The 10,862-nt window shown below is 44.5% G+C and carries 6 protein-coding genes; 1 reads left to right on the plus strand and 5 read right to left on the minus strand.

What is annotated here, in order from left to right:
• The 5 genes from ACJ751_RS27775 to ACJ751_RS27795 form a co-directional block, all read right to left on the minus strand.
• Positions 1-1,854 (minus strand): CRTAC1 family protein (locus tag ACJ751_RS27775; protein ID WP_407748801.1); only part of this gene is annotated, 1,854 nt, incomplete at its 3' end.
• 99 nt (positions 1,855-1,953) lie between these two features.
• The gene (locus tag ACJ751_RS27780; protein WP_407748802.1) at positions 1,954-3,834 is read right to left on the minus strand and encodes a RagB/SusD family nutrient uptake outer membrane protein; all 1,881 of its coding nucleotides are present in this window, start codon (positions 3,832-3,834) and stop codon (positions 1,954-1,956) included.
• Between the two features lie 18 nt (positions 3,835-3,852).
• Positions 3,853-7,389 (minus strand): TonB-dependent receptor, encoded by a 3,537-nt coding sequence (locus ACJ751_RS27785; RefSeq protein WP_407748803.1) that lies wholly within the window; start codon positions 7,387-7,389, stop codon positions 3,853-3,855.
• Positions 7,390-7,622: 233 nt separating this feature from the next.
• Positions 7,623-8,684: a FecR family protein gene (locus tag ACJ751_RS27790; protein ID WP_407748804.1), complete on the minus strand. Its 1,062-nt coding sequence runs from the start codon at positions 8,682-8,684 to the stop codon at positions 7,623-7,625.
• 137 nt (positions 8,685-8,821) lie between these two features.
• Positions 8,822-9,397 carry an RNA polymerase sigma factor gene (locus ACJ751_RS27795; RefSeq protein WP_407748805.1) on the minus strand — a complete coding sequence of 192 codons (576 nt, stop codon included), beginning with the start codon at positions 9,395-9,397 and terminating at the stop codon, positions 8,822-8,824.
• A gap of 301 nt (positions 9,398-9,698) precedes the next feature.
• Here ACJ751_RS27795 and ACJ751_RS27800 point away from each other — a divergent pair, with 301 nt between their 5' ends.
• Positions 9,699-10,304 (plus strand): DinB family protein, encoded by a 606-nt coding sequence (locus tag ACJ751_RS27800; RefSeq protein WP_407748806.1) that lies wholly within the window; start codon positions 9,699-9,701, stop codon positions 10,302-10,304.
• Positions 10,305-10,862: the final 558 nt, after the last annotated feature.

Genomic DNA, 10,862 nt, shown 5'->3' on the forward strand with positions numbered 1-10,862 from the left:
AAGTTGATCGGCTTTAATTGCTTTTAATACTTGTTGTTTCCCGCTTGTCCAGATTATTTGTACAGAATCAATAGTTGTTTGCGCGCCCAGGCCGAAATGCAGGGTGGAAGAAACGGTTGACAGGTATCCCCGTGTAGGCATTTGTTCCAGGTATTGCTGGCTGCCTTTGGTGTATAGAAAAACTTTCGCCCCAATACCTTGTGTATTGCCAGGCAACCCATGCAACTGAACCTGTAAATAATGCGCGCCATTTTGCTGACGGGCTTCATTGCGATAAATAAAAGCCGGTTGATTGATATTGTTGATCACCAGATCAAGATCGCCATCATTGTCAAGATCGGCATAAGCGGCCCCATTGCTATTTGATGGACTGTTGAAACCCCATTGGGCGGATACATTGGAGAAGGTACAGTTTTTATTATTGGCAAACAGGTAATTGACCACATTGGAAGAGGGTATTTGATGTACGAGTTGTAACACATCTTCGCGCTGCAGGCGGCCTTTGCTTTGCACATAATCGTTCATGTATTTTATAAAGTCGAGATTGGTATAATCGCGCAGATAACCGTTGGTCACCATCAGGTCCTTCCAGCCATCATTGTTGTAGTCTGCCAGCAGGGGCGCCCAGCTCCAGTCGGTATTGGATACGCCTGCCAGTTGACCGATCTCGCTGAAAGCCTCCCCCCATCCCCCTCCAATAGAGGGGCAGCAAACTCCTCCCCCGTTGGGGGAGGTCGGGAGGGGGCGTCCAATATTCAACTGCAACATATTTCGCATGTACTGATAGTAAAAACCAGATCGCAGGTTCAGCTCGAACTTTTCATAATTATCAGGTGCAAACAATAATTTCTGCCGGTGATTGTCTTCGGGCAGCATATCCAGGGTATAAATATCAGGCAGCGCATCGTTGTTGATGTCGGCAATGTCGTTGCCCATAGAGAACTGGCTGCTGTGTCCCAGGCAGGTTTGCAATTGATCGGTGAACGTGCCATCGTGATTATTGATGTACAGATAATCAGGCACCGCATAATCGTTCGAAATGTAGATATCGGGCCAGCCATCCCCATTGATGTCTGCGATACCAGCACTTAAACCATACGTTAAAGAAGAACTGCTAATCCCGGCTTTATGGGTTATATCGGTAAAGTAGTTTTTGTCGTTTCGTAACAATCTAACCCCAATGGCCGGGTCTTCTTTTTTCAGGATGGCGGCGGTACTGGCTTCATCCAGTACGGGTAATGAATTGGGATTATGGTTCAACAAAAAACAATCGAGATCCCCATCGCGATCGGCATCAAAAAAATAAGCCTGGGTGCTATAGCCTGAATCGGCCAAACCGTATTGCTGCGCCTGTTCACTGAAATGCGGGTAACCCTGCTTGTCATTCCCGGTATTGATGAACAGTTGATTGACCCTTTTTTCGCCACGCAGTTTGCCGGAATAACACAGGTAAATATCAAGCAACCCATCGCCATTTACATCAGCCATGGTAACACCGGTTTTCCATGGGCCGGACCTGCCCCCAACGCCAGCCGCCAAAGTAATATCCTCAAAACGCATCGCCCCTTTATTAAGATAAAGCTGGTTATTACCCATATTGGCCGTGAAATAGATATCTGCCAGTCCATCCCCATTCACATCACCGGTAGCCACCCCGCCACCGTTATAGAAATATTCGTACATCAACACGTTGGTGTTTAGCCCTTCTGTTAAAGTATTACTGAATGTAACCTGGGTGCTGTCAGCTGGTAGCAGGGTGAATAAAGGGTGGGCTGCCGGTTGAGACTCATTTTTTTGGGTACAGGCGGCAAAAACGAATGCTATAATGATTATCCCTGGTATTTTACTACTCATGAATTTATAATAACTGAAATAAGAAGTAGGAGGTAAGAAATACAGGGTTCTTCATACTTCTTACTTCCTACTTTATATTGTTAAGAATTAAAGAGTCCGTTAATTATAACCAGGATTCTGTATTAGCTTTAGATTGGTATTCATTTCATCCTGGGCTATTGGCCGGTAATACATTTTATCATCCCATTTCCTGTCTTCCTGCGAATTCACTTCCAACGGGGTGTAAGTGTAATTGTATCTTGTTTCATCGTGTTTGTAAGGCGATGAGGGGGTAGCGCCTGCTTTCAGGGTGCCTACCACATCAATATATACCAGCTTTCTGCCCAGGGTGGCAGGGGCAATCATCCAACGGCGGCAATCATGATAACGCTGATCCTCATAGGCCAGTTCAACCCTTCGTTCATTACGATACCGTTGTTTCAATGCCGCCCCGGTTTCAGTAATTGCCGGCATACCTGCCCGGTAACGGATCTTATTTAACCAGGTTCTTGCTTCATTGTCTTCGCCCAGCTCTATACAGGCTTCAATATAATTCATGACCACTTCGGTATACCGGAAGAAAGGCCAGGGTATGGTTTGGCGGGTGGTATTGTCCACCAGATCGGGATCGGGATCAGTAAACTTGCGAACATAGTACCCCGTCCAGCTGCCATTCCAGTTTTCAATAGAACTGGAGCGGGTATCGAGGCCGGGCAAAAACACGCCCCCGCCCTGATCGTACTTACCGGTTTGTATCTGGTTGGCAGGGTCAACATTGCCCGAGATCTTATCACGCGGTTTCCAGTCGGCGCCATCATACAGGATGGAGGCATAAAAACGGGGATCGCGATTGACGTATGGTTGCGCTTTTTGCGCAGGGTTGCTCCAGCTGAATTTGGTGCCATCCATCATTTCATAATCATCAACCAGCTCCTGTACCGGCGTATTACCGGCCCAGTTATGATATCCATTCGGTCCATTGGCCAGGCCAACATACATGCCGGCGTATTCATCCTTATTGATCGTCCAGTAACGGCCAAACAGGATCTCGCTTTCAGCGGTTTTATCTACATCCGGTCCTTTGCTGCCGCCCCCCATGGCCAGGGAAACGTAATTCTTTTTGCCATCAGCAGCTGATGCCGGGGCTGTTAGGTTTAATTTATATCCTCTTAAGGGAGCTGCATCCATCAGGGCTTTAGCGGCGCTTTTGGCGGCTGTCCACCTGGCTATGCGGTCACCACTCAAATAACCCAGAAATTCCGGATGCGCATAACCGCTGATCAAGGCTGATCTTGATTTGGCAGTGGGCATATCGTGCAGATCGCTGGCTGCGTATAGCAATACGCGTGCTTTCAATGCCATTGCGGCCAGATCGGTGGCTCTTCCTGCTGACAATGTTTTTCCTTTCAATAATAAAATGGCGCTGTCACATTCCTTAAGTACAAAATTCACGCATTCTTCCCAGGTATTTCGGGTTACGGTATAATCTTCTTTAAGGCCATAAGACCTGTCCACAATAGGCACACCGCCGTAATAACGGATCAACTGATGATAATAAAAGGCCCGCATAAAATGCGATTCGCCCTGTAGCCGGTCATTGAGTGCTTTATCGTCAAACGTAGCTGTGCGCAAATTCTCCAGCGCCAGGTTGGCCTGTCTTATCATGGCATACATATCCGTATTGCTGCCATCTTTGCCCCAGCGATAATTCACATTCACCCAGCCGATGTTAGAGGGGTTTAAGGTGCCTTCGTTTACGATATTAATACCCCGTCCCGGATGGGTAAAAACAGCTTCATCAGAAAGCGCCGCCAGCATTTGTTCATCAAAACCGCCTTGTCCCAGACCGGAATAGATCCCGGTTACAAATGCTTCCGCCAGCGCCCCATCTTTCCAGGTATCTGTTGATTGTACTTTATCGAGTGGTTTGGTATTTAGGAAATCTCGTTTGCAGGCTCCCGCGATCACCAGGAGCAGAACACAAAACAGTATCTTTTTCATCTACTAATTTTTTTATTGTTAGAATGATATTCTGGCGCCCACATTCAGGATCCTTGATTGTGGATAATACTGTCCATTGCCGCTGGTTGATTCGGGATCATAGATCTTCATTTTATCCAGCGTAACCAGGTTAATACCACTTACATATAATCGAAGATTGCTTACGCCTGCCTGCTGACCAATTTTGGCAGGCAGGTTGTAGCCGAATTCTATATTCTTTAACCGCAGGTAATTGCTGCTCCTTAACCAATACGTATTGATGCCAAAAGAGCCGCCATTAAAATAGGTATTACCGCGGTTGGCCAATCGGGGATCGGAGCTGCTGGGATGTTCTACCGTCCAGCGATGATCGTAAGAGTATTGAAGGAAGTTACCAATGGTGCCCGATTCGGTACCAAAGAACAACAAACCACCAGTGGCGCCCTGAAATAAAATGCTGCAGTCAAAATCTTTGTATTGCAGGTTAAAGTTTACGCCACCGGTAAACCAGGGATCGCGGTTTTTCTCCAACCGCACGCGGTCATCTGCATCTATTTTACCGTCGCCGCTTACGTCCCTTATTTTCATGTCACCGGGCAATAATTTATTCGTAGCCGCGCTATAATCAATCGTATTCTTGTTGATATCGTCCTGGTCAACAAACACGCCATCGTATTCATACACCAGGAAGGCAGCGCCATCGGTGCCGAAGGTATGTCCCTTTGAATATTGATAGGGTTTTAAGCCAGGGGTTTCCGGCAGGTTGATCACTTTATTTTTTGCATAGCCGCCATTTACGCTTACCCCAAAACGAAGATCGCCGAAGTTGTCATTATACCCTACAGTAAATTCAAAACCTTTGTTCCGTACTTTGCCCAGGTTTTCGGGTGGCAGGGTAATGCCGGCGGAGGCAGGCACTACAGCAGAGTTCTGCATCAATATTTTTGTGCGGATATTATTGAACACATCAAATTCAAAGGTAAGCCGGCTGTTTAATGCAGAACCTTCCAGTCCCACGTTTGAATTGTTGGCCACTTCCCAGGTGTAACCCGGATTGGGCACGCCGGTCTCTGTAAGCGTTTTTACCACATTCCCACCTACGATGTAAGAATTGAATCCATAGGTTGATAAATACCGATACTCCTGCAACACATTATTAAAAAGAATGTTGTCGTTCCCCATTTGTCCCCAGGAAGCACGTAGTTTTAAATTGTTGATGAAGGTTACCGGTTTAAAGAATTTTTCTTCAGACAAACGCCAGCCGAGCAGAATGCCCGGGAAGAAACCGAAACGATCGTTTTCGGGGAACATATAAGAACCATCATAGCGCCACAGGAACTCGGCCATGTATTTTTCCTGGTAGTTATAATTTACCCGGCCAAAATAACTTAACCGCGCCCGATCGTAGGCACTGCCCGTATTATCTTTCTGGGCATCGCCGCCGGCAAACAACTGGTCAAGCGCTGTAGAGATATAATTACGGCGAAATGCATTGAAGGTTTGGTTATTGATAGTTTCGCGGGTAACAGCCGCCATTACATTCACCGTATGAGGCCCGACTGTTTTATCGTAACTGATAAAACCACTCAGGTTGATGTTCAGCTGGTCTTCCTGCGATTCAGTAAGGCGGGGATCATTAAAAGTTGAACGCACCGATTTGGTCAACTTCGGTGTAACGCCGTCGGATTCGTAACTCACTTTATCCCAGAAATACAGGTACCAGGGAGTTTCCCATCGTTTGGTTCGCTTGAAATATTTATCGAGGGCGGCAAAACCGGATATTTTCAACCCTTCTACAAATGGCACCTGCAGGTCAATTCTTCCGTTGGTTTGAAAATAATCACGCCGGTCTTTATCGTAACCAGTTTGGTTGGTAGTGATCACGATCGGGTTTTGACCGTTTTCTATATCAGGCCCGGGCAATCCATTGGGCCATACTTCCTGCTCGGTGGGTTTACCGCGCATCAACATCCGAAATATGGGTTGTGCGCCAACCGTTGGGAAAAAGCGATATTCTTCCCGGGCCGTTAAACCAAGATTGGTGGTTAAGTATTTATTCACTTTGGCATCAACATTCAGGCGCATATCGTATTGCTTATACCCGGTTGCAGAATTTTTATAATACCCATCCTGGTTTTCATAACCCAGGGAGGCCAGGTATTTTACATTATCAGAACCACCAGACATTTGCACGTTATGGCTCGATTGCTGGGACCATTTCTTAAGTGTGGTTCCGTACCAATCCGTATTAGGGTGTCCCCAGGGATCAGAACCATCTTTGAATTTTGTAATGTCGGTGGGTGAATAAATAGCATCTACTTTCACGCCATTATCAGTACGGGTATAGGTGCCATTTTGGTTAAAAGCATTCCAGCCTGCAGTCCATTGGTCAGCCGGCAAACCATCGAATAACGTAAGCTCGTTAATGATGGTGGCATATTCTACTGCATCAGACATCTCCGGAATGCGGGTAGGCTGGGCCCAGCCCTGATTGAAGGCATACGACAATTGCGGCTTACCGGTTTTGCCGCGTTTGGTAGTAATGAGTATAACGCCGTTAGCAGCGCGCGAACCATAAATGGCTGCTGCTGCATCTTTCAGCACCGACATACTTTCTATGTCTTGCGGATTCAAACGTTCCAACCCGCCAGCCCTGTCGGGCACGCCATCAATAACAATGAGGGCGCCGCTGTTATTAGGCGTATTGGAACCACGAATGCGGATGGTAGAACCATCGTACCCGGGCTCACCGCTCGATTGTATGGCAGTAACACCTGGTAACCGGCCCGCCAGTGCGTTGGATAAATTCACGGAAGGCGATTTCGCCAGTTCTGTGCCCTTTACCTGGGCTACAGCGCCTGTTACGGTTACTTTCTTTTGGGTGCCATAACCAACCACTACAATGTCACTTAATTGACCGGAAGCGCCAGCTGCCATAACAATGGCCAGCGATGTTTTTCCGGCAATATTTACCTCCTGGGTTTGAAAACCTACAGATGACACCACCAGTATCGTTTTACCTTCCGGAACGGTAATGGTAAAACTGCCATTCGCATCTGTATTAGTTCCGGTAGCAGTGCCTTTCACCACAATGCTTACTCCTGGCAGGGGATTGCCTTTATCATCTGTTACCTGGCCTTTAATTTCCTGGATGGTTACAGCTGATAGCTGAACCGCTAATTCATTGGTGTTGGGTGTATAGTTAAACGTATTCGGTTCTGCTTTGAATAAAATGATCCGGTCCTTAATTAATTTAAAGGTGATCCCAAATGGCGAGAGCAGTTCAGCCAATACTTCGCCCAGCTTTTTCTGACTGGCTTTAATAGAAACCTTGCGGCCGGCTTCTATGGTTTTTGAACTGTACACAATACGCGCGCCGGTTTGATTTTGCAGCAGGTTGAAGACATCTTTTAATTGTCCTTTTTCAACAGATACCGATACTATTTTGTCAAGGACGCCCTGTGCTTCTGCATTGTTATAATACGCATAAGAACCGAGGTAAACAACGAGGAGGGCCTGAATAAAACCTACCCTCACGGCAATAGAAATGATTGTAACCAATCGTTGATGTTTCATAAATAAGATTGATGTAAATGGTCAATGGTAAGTGGTCAATCGTGAATGGTCAATAGGGATCCGTTTCCCCTTTTTGCAATGGAGATCAACGACCTTATCGATCATTCGTCAGTATGTATGAATGATAATGTCCGGGTGAGGGGCTATGTGATGTAAGTTTTTATTCTCATGATACAATCGTTTTGGATGTTTGAAAATGGTTGGGTATTATAATGATGCTAATAACTTGCTGATTAATCACAACCAGAGCCTTTGATGAGAATGCGGGTGCCGCGGATCTCATAGGTGGCGGCCACCGATTCACAAATGATCTCCAGTTGGTCGTACAGATTTTGTCCTTTAATATCACCTGTAAAAAGACATTTCGCCAGGCTTTCATTTTCCATCACCATTTCAATATGATAAGCCTGCTCCAGGTAATTCAATACGCGGGCAATGGGCGCTTCATCAAAAACAAAATTCAGTTCCGTTATTTTTTCTTCGGCGTTCTTATTGGCTATTACCGGCAATGGTATTTCCACCAGGGTTGTTCTGAAATGGTGATCGTTGGTGCTGTAGATCACCTTTTGATTGGGTTTTAATATCACCCCGCTCGATTCTTCATTCTTTCTTTCCTGCACGGTTTCCCGGCCGGCTTCATACACCGCAACCTTACCCGTTTGCACAGACACTTCCACATTCTTTGTTTGCGGGTTTGTTTTTACAAAAAAACTGGTGCCCAACACCTGGGTCACAATATTTTTACTGTATACATAGAAGGGCGATTTGGGGTTACGGGTCACTTTAAAAAAAGCATTCCCCTCCAGGTATACTTCCCGTTTAGGACCTTCAAAACGGTCGCGGTAGCGCACAATGGCTTTCGGTTCCAGTATTACCAGAGAGCCATCGGGTAAATGCACTGTATCGGTAATGATCTTATCATTCTGAACCTGGTGCAGCCCGGCAATTTCTTTTTGCTGCATGGCGGTATCAGACTTTTTAGCAACCAGGTACCACCAGGCCGCTGTAAGCAGACTCCCCGTAATCACAGCGGCGCTCACCCAGCGTAGCCACACTGGTATAAGCTTCGCCGGTGGTGCTACCTGTTCCCTGCTTTCTGTAAGCAGGGTTTGTTGATGAATTATGGGCCAAAGGCGTTCCAGGGTTTCTTTTATTTCACCGGGTGGCAGGGCAGGGTCAATTCCTTCCTCATCACCCAATAATTCATACCAATGTTCAACCAGCTTTCTTTCTTCCTCAGTGCAATCGTTTTCTACATACCGTTTCAGCAAATGATAAAAGGCCTTTCGATTCATGTAGTTTTGTTTGGTATTGCTCTATGAGCAGAGTTAATAATAAGTCGGACGTGCGGGAGAAACCCCTAAAAGAAATTAAAAATTTGGAATGAAAAACAGCGGAATTAAAAAGGAATCAGATCGGTTTTCAGGTTCCATCAAAGTAGAAACAGGAAAAGTTCTACAATAATGAAGTCTTTCAAATGCAAACGCATAAACTTAAGTGATTGCGTTACATGGTATTCAACGGCTTTTTCAGAAAGATTCATGTATTGGGCGATCTCTTTGACAGAACGTTTTTCATAACGGCTTAACCGGAAGATCTCCTGTGTTTTCTGTGGCAGTTTTTTTATGGTATTATCAATAGCAATAGATAATTCATGCAACAGCAACCTTGATTCAGAAAGATTTTCCTGTACATTCATTTGCGCGGAGGCCGATTGGTAATACTTTTCACGAATGAGTTGGGAGCGAATATAATCGATAACCTGGTAACGGATGGCCGATTGCAAATAGGCGGGTAGCTGTTGGATCTGGGCTGTTTCCCGTTTTACCCATAAACTGATAAAAATATTTTGCACCAGTTCTTCGGCTACTGGTTTTGATTTTACTTTTTTTAGTGCTGCGAGAAACACCATTTCACTATAGCGCACATAAATTTCCTCCAAAGCAGATCCATCACCGGCTTTGAGAAGTTTTAGAAGTATCGCATCGTCAAAAACCTTGTAATTCATATAGCAGGTCAATACAAATGTAACTAATTAGCACGTGTGAAAATGTACATGCTTAAATTGTATCACTAACACTAAATGTCGTTATATTAATCAATTCTTTCATTTCGGTTGTTCTACCAGGCTAATGGCCGATACAAAATTGTCAATATAAGTTAAGGAACCGGTTGCGTTGTTCTGTACGGTTTTCAAAACAATGGGCACTTATTATAATTTTTCTTAATTTTGAAGCCTGCTGAAAGTATCCCCTCTATTAAAACAGTTAGCCGGTACCAGGTATTGTTCACCCATAAAACGATTGTATATGAAAAAAATGTTTTTGCTGGCATCTACCTTCCTGATGCTTTCCTTTTTGATTGCAGATAACACCATCAGCAAGAAAGAAAGGAGTTATGCTGCCAAATTTTTAAAAGACACCGAGAATGGTGTTATTGAGCAGGTAAAAGGTTTAACCCCGGCTCAGTTGACGTTTAAACCCGCACCCGACCGGTGGAGTGTTGAAGAATGTGTAAAGCATATTGCCAAGAGTGAAGAAGTGTTACGGCAGATGATGGATAGTGTCATGAAAAATAATGCCAACCCAGACAAACGTAGCGAGATCAAGCTAAACGATGAACAGGTAGTGCAACGGATTGAAGACCGGACAAACAAAGTAAAGACCACTGAAAACCTGATGCCTGAAAACATACCTTTAAAAGATACCAAAGAGGCGCTGGAATCTTTTATGAAAAACCGGGACAAACTGATCGAATATGTAAAATCTACCAATGACGATCTGCGCAATCATGTAGCAACGTTGCCTTTTGGTTCTATTGACAGTTATCAGACAATATTGTTCATTGCAGCGCATAGCAACCGGCATACCCAACAGATCATGGAAGTAAAAGCCGATCCTAATTTTCCAAAATGAAGAAGGGTTACCAGGCGAAAGGTTGAAATGTTGACAAAATAAAAGAACGGTCAAAGGAGTGGTTTCCTTTGACCGTTTTTCTTTAACTGCGCTTATTTTTTAGTTATGCCAGTCTCGGCATCTCTATTAAATAGTTTTAATTATTTCTTTTTTATATTGTAAGAATTTTCCTTTACCAGGTCGGGAGATGATTGAATTACATTGTTATTATTTACCCCTGGTAACCTTGAAGTTGTATTTGTTGAATTATTCGTTTGCGAATTACTACTACTAGTATTGCTACTATTCTTCGTATTATTTGATTTCGACATGGAATCAATTTCAAGCAATTTACTATTTTTTTGTTGGACTGTGTTTATAAGATACTTAAAGTATCGCAGAGAGAAGGGAAGTGAAAGGTTGCAAATTTTTTGCTTTACTTAGGCAGTGGTGTTTTAAGGTTTTTGAGCAACCTATTAGCCTCTTCCAGTTTTTTAGGCGCCAGTACCCGACCTTTTAATTTGTCAAGTTCTTTGTTATAAGTATAGGTGACTTTTTGATCAAAGAAATCACTCTTGA

This window comes from Niastella sp., from assembly GCF_045805085.1.
Classification (GTDB): Bacteria; Bacteroidota; Bacteroidia; order Chitinophagales; family Chitinophagaceae; genus Niastella.